The sequence below is a fragment of the Shewanella sp. ANA-3 genome (genome assembly GCF_000203935.1).
Taxonomy (GTDB): domain Bacteria; phylum Pseudomonadota; class Gammaproteobacteria; order Enterobacterales; family Shewanellaceae; genus Shewanella.
Genome location: NC_008577.1, coordinates 2,580,879 through 2,600,648 on the forward strand (window position 1 = coordinate 2,580,879; position 19,770 = coordinate 2,600,648).

The following is a 19,770-nucleotide window of genomic DNA, read 5'->3' on the forward strand; positions in this document are numbered from 1 at the left end:
TTGTAGTCGTGCTAGCCGATCAGATTATAAGGCTTCAAAATCATTCACATTGATGGCCGCTAAGCGCAGCTTATCGGCATGTAACAGCTTTTGATGCTCATCTTGAGTCACAGTGCCCTGCTCCAGCGCTTTAGCAAATAACACTAAGTTAGGCACTTTGGCTGGCAACTCACCGGCGCGTTGTGCTTTCTTGAGCTTCTTGTAAATCTCTTTACAGGCATATTGCGCCACGAAGGCCTGTTCAACCTCTGCAATACCACCCACGTCGCCTTCAAACTCTGGGCATAGGAAAGTAATGCGTTCACGAGCAGGACTCGGTTTTAACATGCCAGAGACCAATTCAGTCGCCATTTTATCGCTAGGCGCATTGAAATGGTTGCCGATGGGGAAAATCAGTGCACGTAGCAGCCATGCAAATGGGCGGTTCGGGAAGTTACGGATCACTTCTTCAAGCGCTTTAGCTGCTAAGTGCAAGCGATTTGCCATCACATAACGCACCGCGGGTAAATCGTCCTGTTGACGGCCATTGTCTTCAAACAGTTTTAAGGTGGCTGAGCCTAAGTACAGCTGGCTTAACACATCTCCCATACGTGCCGACAACATTTCCTTACGCTTCAAATCGCCGCCCATGATCAGCATTGAAATATCTGTCATCAAGGCTAATGCCGATGAAATGCGCGACATGTCTTTGTAATATTGCTTGGTATCGCCGCTCACCGGCGCACTGCCGAAACGGCTGGCAGTCAAGGCGTTGAATAAGGCACTGAACGCGTTGCGAGTGGCGTAACCCATATGGCCCATTAACAGCGAGTCGAAACGCTCGAGCGCATCGTGCTCGTTTTCCATCGCCGCGGCTTCCATTTCAGCCAACACATAAGGATGGCAACGGGTCGCACCTTGACCAAAGATCATCAAGGAACGCGTCAAAATATTCGCCCCTTCAACGGTAATCGAAATAGGATTCGACATATAAGGGTGGCCTAAGTAGTTTTTAGGTCCTAATTGGATACCCTTACCCGACTGAATATCCATCGCATCGTTCATCACAGCGCGGCCCAGTTCAGTCATGTGGAACTTAGCAATCGCCGTCACCACTGAAGGTTTAACTTTAAGATCAATACCCGTTGTGGTTAAACGGCGCGCCGCTTCCAATTGATAGGTATTAGCGATAATGCGCGCCAGCGCTTCTTGCACACCTTCAAAGTTGCCAATCGCCATACCAAATTGCTGACGCACATAGCTGTAAGCCGTGGTGGTTTTGGTCGCCATATGGCCAGAAGCGGTAGCCAATGCAGGCAGAGAAATACCGCGACCCGCCGATAAACATTCAACCAGCATGCGCCAGCCTCTGCCCGCAAACTCAGGACCACCGATAATCCAATCCAGCGGAATAAAGACTTCTTCGCCCTTAGTAGTCCCGTTCATAAACGCCATGTTAAGCGGATTATGACGACGCCCAATCACCACACCAGGATGATCGGTAGGGATCAAGGCGCAGGTAATACCTAAATTCTTTTTATCGCCAAGCAAACCATCAGGGTCGCGCATCTGGAAGGCTAAACCTAATACGGTTGCCACAGGTGCGAGGGTGATATAACGCTTGTCCCAGGTTAATTTCAGGCCTAAAACTTCTTCACCGTTAAACTCACCACGGCAAACAATACCCACATCGGGGATAGCGCCCGCATCACTACCGGCTTCAGGGCCAGTTAATGCAAAACATGGGATCTCATCACCCTTAGCTAATGCAGGTAACCAGCGCTCCTTTTGCTCTTTGGTACCATAATGAGTCAAAAGCTCACCTGGGCCTAATGAGTTTGGCACCATCACAGTGACCGCAGCACTCACACTGCGGCTGGCTAATTTACTCACAATCGTCGAGTTGGCGTAGGCAGAAAACGCACGACCACCAAACTTTTTCGGGATGATCAGCGCAAAAAAGCCTTCTTTCTTAAAGTAGTCCCACAGCTCTGGTGGCAAATCCTTACGATTATGCACAATGTCGAAATCATCGATCATCTTCAGGGCGGTCATCACCTGATTATCGATAAAGTCTTTCTCTTCAGCCGTCAGGGTTGGTTTACCGTAGCTGTGCAGGGTATTCCAGTTTGGGTTACCACGGAATAACTCGCCTTCCCACCACACATCACCCGCTTCCATCGCTTCGCGCTCGGTATCGGATAATGGCGGTAATACTTTTTTAAAGAAATGAAACACAGGCTGGGTGATAAATTGCATCCGAAGGCTCTTTACTGCAAACAGCGCAATAATCGCAATCAGGGCAATAATTATAATCGTCAACATAATCAAGACCTTTTATTAAGAAGCCACGGGGACTGATACGCCCGCAGCCATGTAGGGGATCACTTTACGGATCACGGCTTCGATGTCGTTATGCTCACCAAATTCGGCCGCGGCAATATCATTGAGCGCATCGGCTGACGCCATAGTGAAAACAATCGTGCCTAGGGTAAAGTGTAAGCGCCAAAACATTTCAGCAGGAGGAATATGCGGTGCACTGGCCGAAACAGCTTTAACAAAGGTGTCTAAATGCTGCCCATAATGGGTGGTGATAAACCAACGCAGGTGCCCTTGGCTTTCAATGTAACCGCGACCGAGCAATTGTAGGAAAATTGTCGTGCCTTCGGTGCGCAGCTCGTTCAAATCCAATAATGGATCGACTAACGCAGAGAAAATCTCCTCTAACGAGGCTTGTGTTGGCGCCGTATGTAAACGTTTTATGGCCGTCGATGCGGCGGGCATAAACACGTCTAAATAGCGGGCTAACACGGCGCGGATTAACTCTTTTTTAGAGCCAAAGTGATAGTTCACCGAGGCTAAGTTAACTTCCGCCTTGCTCGTGATAAGTCGCAATGACGTCTCAGAAAACCCCCTTTCGGCAAATAGCTTCTCTGCGGCATCAAGTATTCTAGTTTTTGTATCGGATCGACTTGCCATTCCGTGACCTTGAATTAATTTAAAACACTCGTTTAAATTAAACATTGGTATGGGAGTTGTCAAACGAAAAATGGCCAAATAAGCTGCGCCTTGCTGACAGGGATTAACAGGCCACTCACATCCGTTGCAAAAAACAATGAAAAGTCATCAAGTCCTGTGCAAAAAACACTGTGCTTAGGTAGAATGCTTAACACAAAAACAACAAAGGACTGCAATACATGGCTATTCTATTGAATCGTCCCACCACTCTTGCGCTCACCATAGCACTAACCTTAGGCGTAACCGCCTGTAATGATGCCCAAAGCAAGGCCGAAACCACTGCAGCACCTGCTGCAACTAATGCTGCGCCCGATAAAGCTCAGGCCATCGCCTTTATTCAAGATGCTGAAGCCCAGATGGCGCAGCTCTCTATCGAAGCGAATCGCGCCGAATGGATTTACAGTAACTTCATCACCGAAGATACCGCTGCACTTTCGGCCGCAGTCGGTGAAAAAGTCAGTGCCGCGTCGGTAAAATTTGCCACCGAAGCTGCCAAGTACGCCAATGTGGAACTCGATCCAGCCAATGCGCGCAAACTGAATATTCTGCGCAGCGCACTCGTGTTACCTGCGCCGCTTGATCCCGCCAAAAATGCTGAGCTGGCGCAAATCAGCTCCGAGCTCAATGGACTCTATGGTAAAGGCAAATACTGTTTCGCCGATGGCAAGTGTATGACCCAGCCAGAGCTGTCGAGCCTGATGGCGGAATCGCGTGACCCAGCCAAACTGCTTGAGGCATGGAAAGGTTGGCGCGAAATTGCAAAACCGATGCGCCCACTATTTCAACGTGAAGTTGAACTCGCCAACGAAGGTGCAAAAGATCTAGGTTACGCTAACCTCTCTGAGTTATGGCGCAGCCAATACGATATGAAACCCGATGAATTTTCACAGGAGTTAGATCGTTTATGGGGACAAGTTAAGCCCCTCTATGAATCCCTGCATTGTTACGTTCGCGGCGAGCTGAATAACGAATACGGTGATGCCATCGCGCCAAAAACCGGCCCTATTCCCGCACACTTACTGGGAAATATGTGGGCGCAGCAATGGGGCAATGTGTACGATCTCGTCGCCCCTGACGATGCCGATCCTGGCTATGATGTGACGGAATTGCTCGAGCAGAAGGGCTATGATGAACACAAGATGGTTAAACAGGCCGAAAGCTTTTTCACCTCGTTAGGCTTTGCGCCGCTGCCAGACAGTTTCTGGAGTCGCTCTTTATTCTTGCAACCCAAGGATCGTGATGTCGTTTGTCATGCCTCGGCGTGGGATTTGGATAACCTCGACGATATTCGCATCAAGATGTGTATCCAGAAAACCGCTGAAGACTTTACCGTTATTCACCACGAGCTTGGACACAACTTCTATCAACGTGCCTATAAACAGCAGCCTTTCCTGTTTAAAAACAGTGCCAATGATGGTTTCCATGAGGCCATTGGTGACACGATCGCGCTATCTATTACCCCAAGCTATCTAAAACAGATTGGCTTGCTCGAAGATGTGCCCGATGCTTCTAAGGATATTGGCTTACTGCTGAAACAAGCTTTAGATAAAATCGCCTTCCTGCCCTTTGGTTTGATGATTGACCAGTGGCGCTGGAAAGTCTTTAGCGGTGAAATCACTCCAGCGCAGTATAACCAAGCCTGGTGGGAATTAAGAGAGAAATACCAAGGCGTTAAGGCGCCAACGGATCGCAGCGAAGCCGATTTTGACCCAGGTGCCAAATACCATGTGCCCGGTAACGTGCCTTATACGCGCTACTTCCTCGCACATATTCTGCAATTCCAGTTCCATAAGGCGCTATGTGATACCGCCGGCGATAAAGGACCTGTACACAGATGCAGTATTTATGGCAATCAAGCCGCTGGGGAAAAACTCAATAAAATGTTAGAGCTGGGTGCAAGCCAACCTTGGCCAGTTGCTTTAAAAGAAGTGACAGGTACTAAGGGAATGGATGCCAAAGCCGTACTCGATTATTTTGCGCCGCTTAAAACTTGGCTCGATGAGCAAAACACGGCGGCGAATCGTCAATGTGGTTGGTAATTAAAACCAAGACGAAATGAAGCCTCTAACGTAAGTAACACCTAGGCTCTTAGGTGTGAAAATGTAACCGATAAAAATGCCCAACGATGTTGGGCATTTTCTTTTAAGCTTCGGCATTAATAACGAACGCGAGTATCAATCAGATAAAATCAATGCGTTCAGAAACCTATTAACGCCAACCCATTCCCTTACGATTTGCCTCTTTGTTCTCAATCTTAAGCTGTTCGGATTTAGTGAGCATCACATACAAGGCGCCCGTGCCGCCCTGCTCGGTTTTCGTCGAATGATAGGCCAGCACCATATCAAGTTGAGACAACCAATGGCAGACGGCAGATTTCAACAGGCCTGCCACGGGTTTACTGTTATGACCCTTACCATGGATAAGCATGACGCAGCGTTCCCCATGGGCCTGCGCCGCTAACAGATAATTGAGCAACGCATCACGGGCCTGACTTAAACGGTAGGCATGTACATCTAATTCCATCTTAATGCTGTACTGCCCTAGCCTTAAGCGCTTAAACACTGCCCCTTGCACCCCTTCGCGCTTAAAACTGGCAATATCATCGGGCGCTATTATCGGGATCAAACTCAAATCCAAGGGCATACAGGCTAAATAAGCCTCGCGTTGCAACGCATCACGGCGCTGAAGTTGCTCCTCCGTTAGTGCCTTAGGCTGCAAATTCACCGCTTTCACATCACCCTTAAGTGGCACAACCCCCGCCATTTCTTCAAAAAACAGTGCTGATTCATCATCTAGCATGGCAAGCTCCTCCACTCTTAACACTCAGTGTGCACTTTTAGAACAGAAACACACTTTGTAAACATTCAACCCTTTAGTTCAGCGGGCACCTCCATTATAGTGGCGCCATGAATGCTTGATTAGAATAATGTAATGAGATTTTTGCTGCTAGCCCTGATCTGCCTATTGTCGCTTCCAAGTTTTGCAACTCCTGCAAAAGCCAAAACAACCATGACAACCGATCAGCTGATCAATGCTAATTATCCGCTGTTCACTAAAGCATTTACTGAGCTTGCCCCCGAAGTCACCGCAGAGATTTATGCGAAAGATGCAAGCTATCTCTCTGAAAGCCAAAGTAAAGAAATCTATTATGGCCGCGACAGTATCGTTGCTATTTACCAACGTTTTTTCGACAAAATCCGCAATAAAAAGGCCCGTATCGATATCGATTTCCGGGTGCTCAACCGTAAGCTTTCGGGCAACAGCGCGTTCGACACTGGCTATTATTTAGTGCGTTTTTACCCCGCAGAAGAAACCGGCGAACCAGTGAGTGAATTTGCTGGCAAATTTGTGATTGGCACCCAAAAAGACTCTCAGCAGCGCTGGAATGTCACACTGGATATGAATAACCGTGCCGAACCCAGTTTCTATTTGAATGCCAAACCTGTACCCAATCTTTACTATGGCCGCCAGTTCCCACCATTACCGGACAGCCAAAAGAAAAAGCAGTAATCTATTATATTTTAAAGCATTACCATTATGACACACGACAAAACCTGCCCTTGCGGCAGCCCAAAAATCTATCAAGATTGCTGTCAAATACTGCATCTAGGGCTCGATTCAGGAGCACAACTGGCGACAAGTCCTGAGCAATTAATGCGCTCTCGCTACTGCGCTTTTGTGTTGAAAAATTTTGATTACATTATCAAAACACACCATGCAGCTTACCTCGATGGCTTAACCCTTGAGCAGCTCCAACAAGGTCCACATCCCGAATGGTTAGGGCTCGATGTATTATCCGCCAATGACACTACCCAGCCCGATGGCAGCAAGTTCGGTACTGTAACTTTCAAAGCCTGGTATAAAATGAGTGGCGAGATTGATGCCATTTACGAGCGCTCTGAGTTTATCTTCGAGCAAGGTCGTTGGTTTTACACTAAAGGCCATCAAATGCATGCCAAATTACCGGGGCGTAATGATCCTTGCGTCTGCCACAGCGGTAAAAAGTTTAAGCAGTGCTGCATGAAGGGTTAACCAAGTCCACAGATAAAACAAAAGGCAATCTATTGATTGCCTTTTGTTTTTATATCACCTGTACGACTAATCTAACTGGTTAATGCGTAACAAGATTAGGTTCTTTTGCCACCAATGAGAATTGCGCAAATTCGGGCTCTCGCAACGCAGGACTGTATAAATACCCCTGCGCCTGATGGCAAAAACTCTTGGCTAAAAACGCTTCCTGCTCGGCGGTTTCAACCCCTTCGGCGGTCAAGGAAATATTAAGCGCGCTCGCCATCGCAATAATGGCCGAGACGATTTCTTGGCTTTCGCGGCTAATGGCGAGATCGGAGATAAAGGAGCGGTCGATTTTTAACTTACTGATCGGGAATTGTTTAAGATAGCGCATCGAGCTGTAACCGGTGCCAAAGTCATCTATGGCCAGCCCCACACCCAGCTCTGCCAATTCCTGACATAAGAGCGTGGCATGGCGAATGTCGCCCATCAATTCCGTCTCGGTGATCTCAAGGATCAGGGTTTTAGGCTTTAAACGATAGCGCGTCAGCAGTTGCCAGACTTGCTCATACAGGTTTCCGCTAAAAAACTGCCGCGCCGACACGTTAACATGCATGCTTAAATCGGCATTATGGTGCTGCCATATATTCAATTGTCGGCACGCGGCCTCCAGCACCCAACTGCCAATGGCATTTATCATCCCAGATTGCTCGGCAATATCGATAAAGGCGCCGGGATACAGCACACCTTTTTTCGGGTGATGCCAACGGATCAGGGCTTCGGCACCGATATAGGTTTTCTGCTCCAGATCCCGTAAGGGCTGATAATAAAGTTCGAATTGACGACCGCGAATCGCGCTATGTAAATCACGCTCGATTTGCGCATCTTCCTTAAAGGCACTGAGCAAGGTGCTGTTAAACACTTGAATAGCTGTACCCTTTTTCTTCTTTGCGTATTGCACCGCAATATCGGCGCAGGTCAGCGGTGCGAACAGATTGGCCACCGAGGCGATATCGACAACCGCCAGTGCGGGTTTAGGTTCGATTTGCTCACGACCGATTAAAATCGGCATGGCTAAATGCTGATATAGGCGGGTACTGAAATAATCCAGATCGTAAACCGCGTTATCATCGGTGAGCAACACGGCAAACTCGTCGCTACCGACGCGGGCAATTTCGGTTGCCTTATTGATTTCCGAAAAATGTTTTAAGCGCCGGCCAATTTCGATCAGCAAGCTGTCGCCATTTTCGTGGCCATAGGTATCGTTGAAACGTTTAAAGGCGACTAAATCGACCAACAGCAACAATCCATTGGTAGTGCGCTCCAATACGCGATTGAAGTGACTGCGATTATTCAGCCCAGTGAGGCTACAACGCCAGGCTAGACGCTCAAGCTCCGCCTTATAATTGTGCTCATCCGTGCTTTCCTCGCCCGACACTAAGGCGTAATGATTGCCGCGATCGGTGATAAATTGACTGACTACATATTTGAGCCAGTAGCGACTACCATCTGCTCGATTAAATTGTACCTCGCCCTTGGCCTGCTCACCCCTGAAGATCTGCGCGAGAGTTTGCTCAGCTAATTGATTGTGCTGCTTAAAAAAACTTAGCTCACGTAAATTGGCGCCAATACTTTTTTCACGCGCTAAGCCGGTGATCTCTTCATGGGCTTGGTTCACGTACTCGACTTTTTCAGTGTGCAGGTTAATCAGCATGCTCATCTGGCGTGACTGCTCGGTGGCACAGCGAAATAGGCTTAGGCGCTCTTCTTTATCATAGGTATGTTTAGTGGCCAGCGTGAGGGCCAGTTGATCGGCCATTTGGCAGGCAAGATGGATTTCGCTATCGTGCCAATGGTGAGTAACTTGCGCTCGCTCTAGGCAAAGCACGCCTTCGAGATGACCATTAATGCGAATGCCAATCTCGAGACTAGATAAAATTTGCCGAGGGATAAAGTAGTTATCGACTAACTCAGTCAAGCGTGGATCGATAAGGGTATTACCCGCATCGATATGGCGATGATTTTTGAGTTCATTTAAATAACAAGGCAGCGTCTGCAACTGCGAGGGGCGGTAAGTGTCTTGTAGGGGCATAGCGCCAAATTGCGCCACTAGGGATTGGCTCGATTGGTCGGCGGAAAAAATCCAAACCGACACCAGAGAAACGGCTAAATTTTGGCAAAGTAGCTCAGTGGCTAACTCTGCGGTCTTAGTAAAATCACCCTGCTGTTTAGCCGTGGAATGCACTAAAGACTCTAATAAATGCTGATGCTGACGTCGCTTCACTCTGATTCCTACAAAACTTCGTGTTGGGTAACACAGATACTACAGCGAGTAGCACGACTCATTTCAGCGTGCTAATTGCGCCAATCCTGAATATTTTTGTCGATGCAGATTACACATTGGCATTTCAAACAGCAACATCGAGCACAATTTATTACAAATTAATCAACATTTACCGCAGGGTTTTATGCTTACAGCCCGTTCTCTAATTGGAAAATCATCTTCTCGACACTCACATCGAAGACCAGCTTGAGGGTAACGCCCGCGTCATTCTTGACAATGTTTCCTTGGGTTTGGCTAAAGCGTGCTTGAGCCCGTTCCAGCATCTTGCTGGCTTCGACCTCAGCCTGTGCACCCGCAAAGGATAACTCCAGCATTGTATCCTGCTCATCAATCACAGCGCCAATATCCACAAAACTGCCACAATCGGTGCAAGTGTCGTTTACGGTAGCCGCTTGTCCTGCAATGATACCTTTCATCTGTTTTTCCTCATTAATCGCTATACAGCTGCATTTAAGGGTGATGCATCAACTTAAAGCTGCATCATTAACGCCTTATTATAGATAACTGTGACGTCAGAGACTCAGCTTTAGCTCACGCTTATTATTGTGTATCGACACAGTTGATGGCTATTTGGTCAACAAGTCCCTTAAAGCCTAGATGTGCTTTTAAAGACTGAATATTCCTCAACAGCCCGAAAGCGAGTTAGAGGCAAGACGACATACTGGCTAGGCGCTGGCTAATAACGGCATCAAGTTACGTTGAATCGCCAGTTGATCGGCAAAATGCATGATGTCCATTTTAGGAGATGGCAATTGCCCACGTTGACGCAGGCGTGTGGTGAGATCGCAATTACTTAAGGCTTCGGCCATGGCGATAGGCTCGCCACCGCGGATCACTAAGGCTTCAGGGCGCAATGCCTGTTGCAGTTGAAACGCCCTCGCCCCTTGCTCGGCGAAAACAGCACTATTGTCGGTAACATTGTTATCCGTCGATAAATCCGCTAGAAGCGCTTGCTTTGGGGGTAACTCAAACTGACGTTGCAATTTTTCTGCATTATCGAGCTCTTTTTGCCATTGAAACTGCGCCATGTCCCTCGCATCTGCAGACAATAGCGATAGCAACAGGGCGAACTCTCCTCGCCTGTTGTGTTCGATTGCCGCATTTAAGCGGGAGCCAATTTGGGCTTCGTTGATTAAAGGAACATCGATTTGCATAAAAAAACATCATTAAAACAACTCGTTGTTAGTTAATCGACCAGTTGAACCAGAACTTTAGGAAAATTTTCATATTTAGACTTTACATGCCAAACGTTTCTGACTACTATGGCGGCCGCAATTGAGGAGGGGTTCCCGAGTGGCCAAAGGGATCAGACTGTAAATCTGACGGCTCCGCCTTCGAAGGTTCGAATCCTTCTCCCTCCACCATTTGCACTAACAATTAGCGATGCTATAAAAGATACTCGTGGAGGGGTTCCCGAGTGGCCAAAGGGATCAGACTGTAAATCTGACGGCTCCGCCTTCGAAGGTTCGAATCCTTCTCCCTCCACCACTTTTATCTTATTTGGTTCGTCAATCGTTAGTTCACTGTACACTTGCTTTACCCTTAAATCCGGCCAAGATTTAAGATAACTTTAAAATCAGACTCGATGAGTCGGACTTAAAAGTTGAAGAAAATATGTGGAGGGGTTCCCGAGTGGCCAAAGGGATCAGACTGTAAATCTGACGGCTCCGCCTTCGAAGGTTCGAATCCTTCTCCCTCCACCACTTCTTTGTTATCTCACACTTTTTCTCGCGTTATTCCCCAAGTTTTATCTCTAGCGCTCCCGCTTATTCAAACTTATTCTATCGCTTAACGCTATTGCTTTTAATCCATAGATTTTGCTGATAAAAAACGCCCCATTCGGAGCGTTAAAACTATTTCTAAGCATTAGAGACCAATGCTGCTGAGCTAAGTGGCAATTAATCGATATTCAAGTACTTATGGGTCTGAATCGATAAACGCCAGTTGCGGGCAATACACACCTTCATGGCTAATTCCGTCGCCCTTGGCTTTTGGCTGATCGGTTGCAGACAAATCGTTTTCGCTGACACATCAATCCCTTTGAGTAACTCATCGAGTTCGTCGATATGATTTTCGGTCGCTATCGGGTGCTTAATCTCGTTGGCGCGGATCAAGGCCTGCGCTAACACCTTATAACCCCCTTTCATATTGATTTTTGGCGAGACAGTCACCCAGGTATCAGCATCGCACTTCACCTCAAAGGTGCCACTGGTCTCGATTTGAGTGGCAAAACCGGCAGCATGAAGCGTGTGAGTTAATTCATTCAGATCGTACATACAAGGCTCACCACCGGTGATCACCACATGTCGCGCCGTGTATCCCTTAGCGTTGAACGCATCAATAAGACTCTGCGCCGTATGATTCGCCCAGCGCCCCACGGAGCCATCGACGGTGATCACTTGTTCAGGTGACACCTTCTTTTCCTCAAGCAGATCCCAAGTCTGTTTCGTATCACACCAAGCACATCCCACAGGGCAACCCTGTAAACGCACAAAAATGGCGGGCACTCCGGTAAAGACACCTTCACCTTGAATGGTTTCAAAGACTTCGTTGACTGGGTAATTCATGCTAGCGTTCCGTTTTTCTGGGGCGGCATTTATAGAGGATTTTAGCTGCAGCTGCAAGTTTTTACCGCCTCACACAGAGTGATGCCAAGAGCGATATGCCCGTCGCCACACGCCAGCAAAGAGTTTGCAAGCCCTAGCGCCTGAGTTACACTTACGCCCTATTTTATGTGTCAATTTAAGTGGATCCTATGTCAGCAGCGTCAGTTTCAAAGGTGGTAGTGGTTTTCAGTGGCGGACAAGACTCAACGACTTGTCTTATTCAAGCCTTAACTCAGTTTGATGAAGTCCACGGGATCACCTTTGATTATGGTCAGCGTCACCGTGAAGAAATTGAAGTTGCCAAATCCCTCGCCAAGCGCTTAAAGATCACTAGCCATAAAGTGATAGATGTGAGCTTACTCAATGAGTTAGCTATTTCTGCCCTCACCCGCGATGCGATCCCCGTGTCCCACGAATTAATGGAAAATGGCTTACCCAATACCTTTGTGCCGGGCCGCAATATCCTGTTTTTGACTTTGGCGGGGATCTACGCCTACCAACTAGGGGCAGGGGCGATTATTACCGGCGTGTGTGAAACCGATTTTTCCGGTTATCCCGACTGTCGCCACGACTTTGTGCGCGCGATGGAATCGGCACTGGTGCAAGGCATGGACAAAAAGCTTGAGATCATCACGCCATTAATGTGGCTCAATAAGGCTCAAACCTGGGCGCTGGCCGATAAATACCAGCAGCTCGATTTAGTTCGCCACCATACCCTAACCTGTTATAACGGCATTGTCGGCGATGGTTGCGGTGCTTGCCCAGCCTGCCATCTTCGCAAACGGGGCTTAGAGGATTACCTGCAAAATAAAGCAGAGGTGATGGCCTCGCTGGACAAGGCAACTGCAACGGGTAAACCACAGGCGTGAGACTGGTAACGTTAAAAAAACTCGGCCCCTATTGGCTGGCGCTTATCGTCAGTCTGCTCTGCGCACTCTTGTATGTTGCGGGACTTTTTACCCCGAGCATAGATAACCTGCTCGCCTATCGCCGCAGCGCCATCAGTGATGGCCAGTGGTGGCGTCTGATCACAGGCAATCTGCTGCATACCAATCATTGGCACCTGCTGATGAACCTCGCAGGATTATGGGTAGTGTTGTTTTTGCACCACTTTCATTATCGACTTAACGGATTAACCGCGCTGTTTATTCTGCTTTGTCTATTTGAAGGCATTGGCCTGTATCTGGGTTATCCGCAGCTATTAGGTTATGTGGGGCTGAGTGGCATGTTACACGGCCTATTTACCTTTGGTGCAGTGCAGGATATACGCCGCAAAATGCGCTCGGGTTATTTGCTGCTGCTCGGCGTGATAGTCAAAGTCGGCCATGAACAGTTCTATGGTGCCAGTGATGATGTGACCGCAATGATTGGTGCACGCGTGGCCACTGAGGCGCATTTAGTCGGCCTGATCTGTGGCTTAGTCTGCGCGCTTATGGTGTTTGTGTACCAACGAAGCACACTAGCAAAGTAAACCTCGCGCTTTGATTAATTCATACAATAAAAAACCGCCTCATATTGTTATGTTGGCGGCTTTTTATTAAGTAGTGAACCTTGGTATCTGCTTGATTAGCATCGCAGTCCTACGTCTAACGAGCTAAGACACAAATTTGTTAGGCTGTGATCAGCAACTCCCGTAAACGTTTCACCTCATCACGTAGGGCTGCCGCCTGTTCAAACTCCAAGTTACGCGCATGTTCATGCATTTGCTTCTCTAACTTGTCGATATCATGGCTAAGCTGCGCCGCATCGGCTTGATAACGTTTGGCTTTAGGTTCAGCCACTTTACCCAGTGACGATGGGCTATAACCCTTCTCAGTATCTCTGCCATCGTCCACATCCATCACGTCAGTAATGCGCTTGACCACGCCTTTTGGCACTATGCCATGCTCAAGGTTGTAGGCGTGTTGTTTCTCGCGGCGACGCTCGGTTTCACCCATCGCCTTGGCCATCGACTGGGTGATCCTATCGGCATAGAGGATAACCTTGCCATTGACGTTACGCGCGGCGCGGCCTATGGTCTGAATAAGCGAACGCTCCGAACGTAAAAAGCCTTCCTTATCCGCATCGAGAATACAGACTAAGGAAACTTCTGGCATGTCTAAACCTTCACGCAGCAAGTTGATACCGACCAGCACATCAAACTTACCGAGGCGCAGATCGCGAATGATCTCCACCCGCTCTACGGTATCGATATCCGAATGCAAATAACGGACTTTGACGCCGTGCTCATCGAGGTATTCGGTTAAATCCTCCGACATGCGCTTGGTTAAGGTGGTGACAAGCACCCGCTCATTAACGGCGACGCGTTTGGCGACCTCGGAGAGTAAATCGTCCACTTGGATGCTGACCGGACGCACTTCTAACTCGGGATCGAGCAAACCCGTTGGCCGAACAACTTGCTCAACAATCTCGCCACCACTCTTATCCAGTTCGTAAGGGTTTGGTGTTGCCGACACATAAATGGTCTGCGGCATCAATTGCTCAAACTCTTCAAACTTCAGTGGCCGGTTATCCAGCGCCGAGGGTAAACGGAAGCCATATTCCACAAGCGTGGTTTTACGGGAGCGGTCACCCTTATACATGGCGCCAATTTGCGGCACAGTGACGTGGGACTCGTCGATAATCAACAAACCATCGGCGGGTAAATAATCGAGCAAAGTTGGCGGACCTTCACCCGGTGCACGACCCGACAGATAGCGGGAGTAGTTTTCAATACCGGAGCAATAGCCCAGCTCGACCATCATCTCAATATCGTATTGCACCCGCTCATGGATCCGCTGGGCTTCAATCAACTTATTGTTGTCGAGCAGATACTGCTTACGCTCGCGCAGCTCTTGTTTAATTGACTCGGTCGCTTCGAGAATTTTTTCCCGCGGCGTCACATAGTGGGTTTTCGGATAAACAGTGGTGCGCGCGATACGTTTAACAATTTGCCCCGTTAACGGGTCAAACTCGCTTAAGCGTTCAATTTCATCGTCAAAGAGTTCGACTCGAATCCCGTAGCGGTCAGAATCGGCGGGGAAAATATCGATAACTTCACCACGGGCGCGGAAAGTACCGCGCTGCAACTCGAGATCGTTGCGAGTATATTGCAACTCACTCAAGCGCTTAAGAATATCCCGCTGCCCCATGGTATCGCCCTGGCGTAGATGCAAAAGCATCTTCATGTAGGAATCGGGATCGCCCAGACCGTAAATTGCCGATACAGAGGCAATCAAGACGACATCCTTACGCTCTAACAGTGCTTTCGTGGCCGAGAGTCGCATTTGCTCGATATGGGCGTTAACCGACGCATCCTTTTCAATAAAGGTGTTCGATGCGGGCACATAGGCTTCTGGCTGGTAATAATCGTAATAGGAGACAAAGTATTCCACCGCATTATTGGGGAAAAACTCTTTCATCTCGCCATAAAGCTGCGCCGCCAGCGTCTTGTTTGGCGCCATAATAATGGTTGGGCGCCCCAGTTGGGCGATCACATTGGCGATAGTGAATGTCTTGCCCGAGCCCGTTACCCCCAATAGGGTTTGGCAAGCTAGGCCCGATTCTAAGCCATCGACCAACTTGGCAATGGCCGTGGGCTGATCCCCTGCGGGGGCAAATTGAGATTCAAGCTGAAAAACAGATTCTGACACGCGAACATATCCTTGTGGTTAGTCGCCCCATTCTAATCAACTCATCCTTTAAGCTCCAGCAGTTCTCCTTTAGAAGTCAAAGGGAGTATTAAGCCCTAAACCATCTGAATGACAGTTTGATGGACAGAAAATGAAACTTTTTGACCACGAGCTTTTAATGCTCAAATTGGCGATAAAACGCCCAAAAATACAGGGGAAATGCCAAATTAATACACAAGAGTTGACTTTCACTTGCTTACAAAATTGCAACCTCAAACAAGCCCAAAAAAGATAAGGCTTGCAATTCATATCTATTTGATAAATATATTATTAAATTTTTATCGCCAAAATAGTGCAATTTAAGTCCATCGCACGTGCAGCAAGGCTTTGCCGCCTGTTTCAAGCCGCAACTCACAGGGTTATCCACAGAATTTGTTGATAAGTCGAAATTAGTGAGAAACCATGCGGGATTGAGGAGTATTTCACCCTAGCGTCAGCTGATGGACGGCTTTGGTAATTTAATTACATTTGATAAATGTTACTACTTGTTACATCTGCGAGCATTCGAAAAATCTGATACATGTCCAACTGTTAGGCTTTAACCTTGGCATTGCAGCATAAAATGACAGCGTTTACCCATTCACGACGTATTAATGTGGGCAAAGCCTTTATATAAGGCCCGTTCTCCTGTTTGATCACCGCTGCAGATAGCAGCGCTAAATTAAGTCCTCTGCCAACGCGGCGGCGAAAAGTGCTTCATCCGCCGATGCAACTACAAAGAGGATTTCGGCTAAGTCTTGGATTTTTTGAAAATCAGGATCATCTAAGTGCATGGATAATTCGCGGTATTGACGCAGTACATCTAAAGTCAACGGTTCCTGAAGTAAGGCTTCCGCTTGCGCTAATCGACTCATTGCCATAGTTATCACCTCTCGGGATGTTTTCGATGCCACTTATATCGTTAAAAATGGCGCCTACCTGTCGCTATAGGGATAATGTGAAGTGTCTTGGGTTATCGCGTTACCAATTGCTTTGCATCGGCGCAAAGGCCAAATTGAATGCCGCATATTTAATTCGACCACAATCGTACCGTTTCGTTGCCACGAATTTGAACTTTATCTAGTTAAGACCGAGCTTTTAGAAATTTCAAATTAACCATTAGCCCCAATAACTGCTGTCAATTTAATCAATTAAGCCTTTTGGGGATTTTTACTGGCGGATAAAAGCCAACTGAGTTTGGATGTTTACATACGCTATCTTACGAAAACATAAGTTATTTCTTCATCAAAATGCTGATTTCTACACCGCAATGCACATTAGATGAGCACTTAACAGCATAATTACACTTTTTTTAGTAACTCGAGTTGACTCATCCCACAGAGCGTTTTACTATGCGCTCCGTTCTCAACGAGTCATCGAGACAAGAGAAACGATTCCCCTGTAGTTCAGTCGGTAGAACGGCGGACTGTTAATCCGTATGTCACTGGTTCAAGTCCAGTCAGGGGAGCCAAATTTCAATCTCGATAAAAGTGAGAATGCAGTTAGGTAACTAACGATTCCCCTGTAGTTCAGTCGGTAGAACGGCGGACTGTTAATCCGTATGTCACTGGTTCAAGTCCAGTCAGGGGAGCCACTTAATTATCAAGCTGTTGCGTTAACACGATTCCCCTGTAGTTCAGTCGGTAGAACGGCGGACTGTTAATCCGTATGTCACTGGTTCAAGTCCAGTCAGGGGAGCCACTAACGCAAGACAAGTTAAAGTCGATAGCAATATCGCATCATCTACTCCCCTGTAGTTCAGTCGGTAGAACGGCGGACTGTTAATCCGTATGTCACTGGTTCAAGTCCAGTCAGGGGAGCCAATTTCAAGATGATATCTCAAGTCGATAGCAATATCGCACCCTCTACTCCCCTGTAGTTCAGTCGGTAGAACGGCGGACTGTTAATCCGTATGTCACTGGTTCAAGTCCAGTCAGGGGAGCCACTTTCTTGCTTATCCATCCAATTTTCTAAGCTCCAATAACTCGTCATCTAGGCGTGTGTTTTCATTTCTGTTTTACGCCAAATACGGTTACACTGTAAGCAGTTTGTTAACCAAAATTCCGAGTATCATCACGCAGATAGGGATATTGACTGAGCACTCTCTTAATATTCTGTCCGCAAATACTTCACCACATTGAGAGCGGATTTTTATGGCGATGTCTAAATCATATCCCATCTTTTTATTGCTGATTTTTTTAGGGCTGTTTGGTTGGATTTATCACAACGAAAATAATCAGCTCCAAGTGCAGCAACAGCAAGAGCTCAATAACTTTAAACAGTACATGGCTAACTTTGCCCAATGGCAAGGCAATGGCGCCGAGCTTTACCAAAGTATTGCCAGTCATTATCCGCTGCAATTTTTCCAATATGTCGATGATACCGACGGACAACTTAATTTTACTCAGGGCGATCTCAACTCCCAGAGCCCTCACCCGCTAGCCGGATTGTTTGCCTTAGATTTATCCCATACGCAAAAACTGGCTGCGGGGCGTTTACAGGTTAAGTTGAGTGCCGATCAAGCGATTGAAAATGCCATCACCAGTACCCAGCAGTTGGGGATGGTATTGGTGCTGACCTATATCCTGTTGATGGTTGTTTTTATTTTGCTTATCAACAGATTAAAATCAGCTATCCGTTATGCGGCAGAGTATATCTCCCACATTCCTGACATGAATTTTTCCGCCATTGAATCTTCGAAGCTGAACGGTGAAATGGCGCCAGTGAAATTAGCCTTAGAAGACTGCCGAACTCAGCTCAAATCAAAACTGGATTTGCTCACCCAAGAAAATCAAAAATTACATAAAGCCGCCTATCAAGACCCTGTGACGGGTTTTGGCAGTCGTCCACCTTTTACCACTAAATTAGAAAGCATCAGTAACCGCAGCATCCCACAACTCGGGCTGTTAGCCATGGTCAAAGCGACTGAGCTTTCCCATGTGAACCAATTGCAAGGCCGCTCAGCGGGTGATGATTATCTTGCGAGTGTAGCTAATTGCATTCGTAAGGCTTGTTCAAAATATCCCGATTCGGAGTGTTACCGTGTCTCCAGTGCCGATTTTGCGATTTTTTTACCTGATTTAGTGTTAAAAGACGGCCCTAAGTTTTTAGAACAACTTAAAGTGTTCCTCGATGAATACCAACAAATGACCAGAGCCGAATCGGTGGCGCACATTGGCTTAGTGCCTTATCAACAGGGGACCGACCCCGTTAATTTGCTCTCCTTAGCAGACACCGCCGTCAGCATAGCGCAAACCTTAGGTCCTAATAGTTTCCATATTCAAGAAAAGCTCAACGGCGACGAGCAGTTTGGGGATGACCGTTGGAAAGTGGCAATCAACGACTTAATCACCCGCCAAGCGTTGAAGTTTTTCCAACAGCCGATTCAACCTTGCCGCAATGATGTCGAGGTCTATCGCGAGTTACTCGCACGTTTTTACAACAACGAAGGCAAGTTTTTGCCTACCACCACCGTCATCGCCATGGCCGAGCGCCACGGCATGAGCACCGAATTAGATAAATTAGTGGTGATCAGCACATTAAGAATGCTTAAAGAAAATCCGACCATTAGCGGCAACTTTGGCGTCAATATCAGCGCCTTTTCGGCCCATCAAGAACTGTTTGTCGGCTGGTTAAGGGATGTGTTGAGTAAACATAAATACATCGCTTCTCGCCTAGTGTTTGAGATCAACGAATCCGGCATGCAGGCCAATTTAGGCGCCAGCTATAAGTTTGTCCGTGAAGTACACAGTGTCGGTTCACGGGTCTCAATTGAGCGCTTTGGGATGAGCTTTACCTCCTTCAAATTCTTCAGTGAAGTGCGTCCAGACTACATTAAGCTCGATGGCAGCTACACCTCATCAATCGATGAAGACAGCAATAATAAGTTCTTCGTGCGGATGATGGTCGATGTGGCACGACGCATCGGCATTCGAGTTATCGCCACCAGTGTCGAGCGCCAAGAGGAAAAACTGACCCTCGAAAAACTCCTCGTCGATGGTTTGCAGGGCTATTATATTGCCCAGCCACAGGCCATTACCTTAACTGACCAAATTTAAGCCAGCGCAGGGTTAATGGAGCGCGCAAATTTACAGTAAAGATAGTTAACCCTGCATTCTATATGTTGTTTATGCAAACGGAAAAGTCGATAATACGGCCAAGA

At 47.5% G+C, this 19,770-nt stretch carries 15 protein-coding genes and 8 tRNA genes; 14 read left to right on the top strand and 9 right to left on the bottom strand.

Annotated features, from left to right (window positions below; translation table 11 throughout):
- Positions 1-24: 24 nt before the first annotated feature.
- Both SHEWANA3_RS11340 and SHEWANA3_RS11345 read right to left on the bottom strand, forming a co-directional pair.
- Positions 25-2,304, bottom strand: a complete 2,280-nt coding sequence (locus SHEWANA3_RS11340) for an acyl-CoA dehydrogenase (RefSeq protein ID WP_011717108.1) — start codon at positions 2,302-2,304, stop codon at positions 25-27.
- A 15-nt stretch (positions 2,305-2,319) separates the two neighbouring features.
- Complete coding sequence (locus SHEWANA3_RS11345; RefSeq protein ID WP_011622813.1) at positions 2,320-2,958, bottom strand: TetR/AcrR family transcriptional regulator; 639 nt, start codon at positions 2,956-2,958, stop codon at positions 2,320-2,322.
- A 218-nt stretch (positions 2,959-3,176) separates the two neighbouring features.
- Here SHEWANA3_RS11345 and SHEWANA3_RS11350 point away from each other — a divergent pair, with 218 nt between their 5' ends.
- Positions 3,177-5,036 carry a M2 family metallopeptidase gene (locus tag SHEWANA3_RS11350; RefSeq protein WP_011717109.1) on the top strand — a complete coding sequence of 620 codons (1,860 nt, stop codon included), beginning with the start codon at positions 3,177-3,179 and terminating at the stop codon, positions 5,034-5,036.
- Between the two features lie 169 nt (positions 5,037-5,205).
- Here the strand turns inward: SHEWANA3_RS11350 and smrA are convergent, their stop codons facing one another.
- Positions 5,206-5,796: a DNA endonuclease SmrA gene (smrA, locus tag SHEWANA3_RS11355; protein ID WP_011717110.1), complete on the bottom strand. Its 591-nt coding sequence runs from the start codon at positions 5,794-5,796 to the stop codon at positions 5,206-5,208.
- Between the two features lie 132 nt (positions 5,797-5,928).
- On the opposite strand from smrA, the gene SHEWANA3_RS11360 reads away from it, so the two are divergent.
- Positions 5,929-6,507: a hypothetical protein gene (locus tag SHEWANA3_RS11360; RefSeq protein ID WP_011717111.1), complete on the top strand. Its 579-nt coding sequence runs from the start codon at positions 5,929-5,931 to the stop codon at positions 6,505-6,507.
- Positions 6,508-6,534: 27 nt separating this feature from the next.
- Positions 6,535-7,029 (top strand): YchJ family protein, encoded by a 495-nt coding sequence (locus SHEWANA3_RS11365; protein WP_011717112.1) that lies wholly within the window; start codon positions 6,535-6,537, stop codon positions 7,027-7,029.
- A gap of 79 nt (positions 7,030-7,108) precedes the next feature.
- Here SHEWANA3_RS11365 and SHEWANA3_RS11370 read toward each other — a convergent pair whose 3' ends face one another.
- The 3 genes from SHEWANA3_RS11370 to SHEWANA3_RS11380 all read right to left on the bottom strand — a co-directional run bounded on the left by SHEWANA3_RS11370 (position 7,109) and on the right by SHEWANA3_RS11380 (position 10,506).
- Positions 7,109-9,292, bottom strand: a complete 2,184-nt coding sequence (locus SHEWANA3_RS11370; protein ID WP_011717113.1) for an EAL domain-containing protein — start codon at positions 9,290-9,292, stop codon at positions 7,109-7,111.
- Positions 9,293-9,480: 188 nt separating this feature from the next.
- The gene (locus SHEWANA3_RS11375) at positions 9,481-9,768 is read right to left on the bottom strand and encodes a DUF406 family protein (protein WP_011717114.1); all 288 of its coding nucleotides are present in this window, start codon (positions 9,766-9,768) and stop codon (positions 9,481-9,483) included.
- A gap of 249 nt (positions 9,769-10,017) precedes the next feature.
- On the bottom strand, positions 10,018-10,506 hold the full coding sequence (locus tag SHEWANA3_RS11380; RefSeq protein ID WP_011717115.1) for a VC2046/SO_2500 family protein: 489 nt from the start codon (positions 10,504-10,506) through the stop codon (positions 10,018-10,020).
- A 125-nt stretch (positions 10,507-10,631) separates the two neighbouring features.
- Between SHEWANA3_RS11380 and SHEWANA3_RS11385 the strand changes: the two genes are divergently transcribed.
- From SHEWANA3_RS11385 to SHEWANA3_RS11395, 3 genes are all read left to right on the top strand, one after another.
- A tRNA-Tyr gene (locus SHEWANA3_RS11385) sits at positions 10,632-10,716 on the top strand.
- Positions 10,717-10,755: 39 nt separating this feature from the next.
- Positions 10,756-10,840 (top strand) — tRNA-Tyr (locus tag SHEWANA3_RS11390).
- 130 nt (positions 10,841-10,970) lie between these two features.
- A tRNA-Tyr gene (locus SHEWANA3_RS11395) sits at positions 10,971-11,055 on the top strand.
- Between the two features lie 195 nt (positions 11,056-11,250).
- On the opposite strand, the gene queE is transcribed toward SHEWANA3_RS11395, so the two are convergent.
- The gene (queE, locus tag SHEWANA3_RS11400; RefSeq protein ID WP_011717116.1) at positions 11,251-11,919 is read right to left on the bottom strand and encodes a 7-carboxy-7-deazaguanine synthase QueE; all 669 of its coding nucleotides are present in this window, start codon (positions 11,917-11,919) and stop codon (positions 11,251-11,253) included.
- Between the two features lie 188 nt (positions 11,920-12,107).
- On the opposite strand from queE, the gene queC reads away from it, so the two are divergent.
- Positions 12,108-12,827, top strand: coding sequence for a 7-cyano-7-deazaguanine synthase QueC (gene queC / locus SHEWANA3_RS11405; protein WP_011717117.1), 720 nt, complete (start codon positions 12,108-12,110; stop codon positions 12,825-12,827).
- On the top strand, positions 12,824-13,429 hold the full coding sequence (rrtA, locus tag SHEWANA3_RS11410; RefSeq protein WP_011717118.1) for a rhombosortase: 606 nt from the start codon (positions 12,824-12,826) through the stop codon (positions 13,427-13,429). The genes queC and rrtA overlap by 4 nt, the downstream gene beginning before the upstream one ends.
- A 139-nt stretch (positions 13,430-13,568) precedes the next feature.
- Here the strand turns inward: rrtA and uvrB are convergent, their stop codons facing one another.
- Both uvrB and SHEWANA3_RS11420 read right to left on the bottom strand, forming a co-directional pair.
- The gene (uvrB, locus tag SHEWANA3_RS11415; protein ID WP_011717119.1) at positions 13,569-15,590 is read right to left on the bottom strand and encodes an excinuclease ABC subunit UvrB; all 2,022 of its coding nucleotides are present in this window, start codon (positions 15,588-15,590) and stop codon (positions 13,569-13,571) included.
- Positions 15,591-16,285: 695 nt separating this feature from the next.
- Positions 16,286-16,489, bottom strand: a complete 204-nt coding sequence (locus tag SHEWANA3_RS11420) for a hypothetical protein (protein WP_041412641.1) — start codon at positions 16,487-16,489, stop codon at positions 16,286-16,288.
- Between the two features lie 514 nt (positions 16,490-17,003).
- Between SHEWANA3_RS11420 and SHEWANA3_RS11425 the strand changes: the two genes are divergently transcribed.
- From SHEWANA3_RS11425 to SHEWANA3_RS11450, 6 genes are all read left to right on the top strand, one after another.
- Positions 17,004-17,079: transfer RNA gene (locus SHEWANA3_RS11425), tRNA-Asn, on the top strand.
- Positions 17,080-17,126: 47 nt separating this feature from the next.
- Positions 17,127-17,202 (top strand) — tRNA-Asn (locus tag SHEWANA3_RS11430).
- A 31-nt stretch (positions 17,203-17,233) separates the two neighbouring features.
- Positions 17,234-17,309, top strand: a tRNA-Asn gene (locus SHEWANA3_RS11435).
- A 46-nt stretch (positions 17,310-17,355) separates the two neighbouring features.
- Positions 17,356-17,431: transfer RNA gene (locus tag SHEWANA3_RS11440), tRNA-Asn, on the top strand.
- Between the two features lie 46 nt (positions 17,432-17,477).
- A tRNA-Asn gene (locus SHEWANA3_RS11445) sits at positions 17,478-17,553 on the top strand.
- 208 nt (positions 17,554-17,761) lie between these two features.
- Positions 17,762-19,666, top strand: coding sequence for a GGDEF domain-containing protein (locus SHEWANA3_RS11450; protein ID WP_011717120.1), 1,905 nt, complete (start codon positions 17,762-17,764; stop codon positions 19,664-19,666).
- Positions 19,667-19,770 lie beyond the last annotated feature (104 nt).